Annotated in this window: 1 protein-coding gene; it reads left to right on the forward strand. The window is 50.7% G+C overall.

Annotation, left to right across the window (positions count from 1 at the left end; genetic code table 11):
* Positions 1-420, forward strand: a 420-nt coding sequence (locus tag AAZR93_RS21615) for a fimbria/pilus outer membrane usher protein (RefSeq protein WP_434721044.1), incomplete at both ends; no start/stop codon positions are given.

A 420-nucleotide genomic window follows, 5' to 3' on the forward strand; every position in this document is an offset into this window, starting at 1 on the left:
CCTCCTATCAGGTGAGTGCAGGTAGCAGCCGCTACGGAGCCTCAACCAGTGCATTTGTTAGCCATCAAGCAGACAGTGCACGAGTCAGTGCGAATGCCAGCTATCAACATGGTCAATACAGTGCATTCGGACTGTCTGCATCGGGTGGTTTTACCATGACACCTGAAGGTGGCGGATTCCATCGTGTTAATCAAATGGGGGGAACCCGTATGGTGGTAGACACGGATGGTGTAGCAGATGTACCAATTAAAGGATTTGGGGCGCCAGTTCGTTCGAACATGTTCGGTAAAGCTATTGTTGGTGATGTGAATAGTTATTACCGCAGTAAGGCGCAGATTGATTTGAACGCGTTGCCAGATGATGTAGATGCGCAGCAGTCAGTGGTACAAGCCACGATGACTGAAGGTGCCGTGGGCTTCC

Origin of the sequence: Providencia sp. Je.9.19 (assembly GCF_051129765.1) — a bacterium.
In the GTDB taxonomy this organism is placed as follows: Bacteria; Pseudomonadota; Gammaproteobacteria; order Enterobacterales; family Enterobacteriaceae; genus Providencia.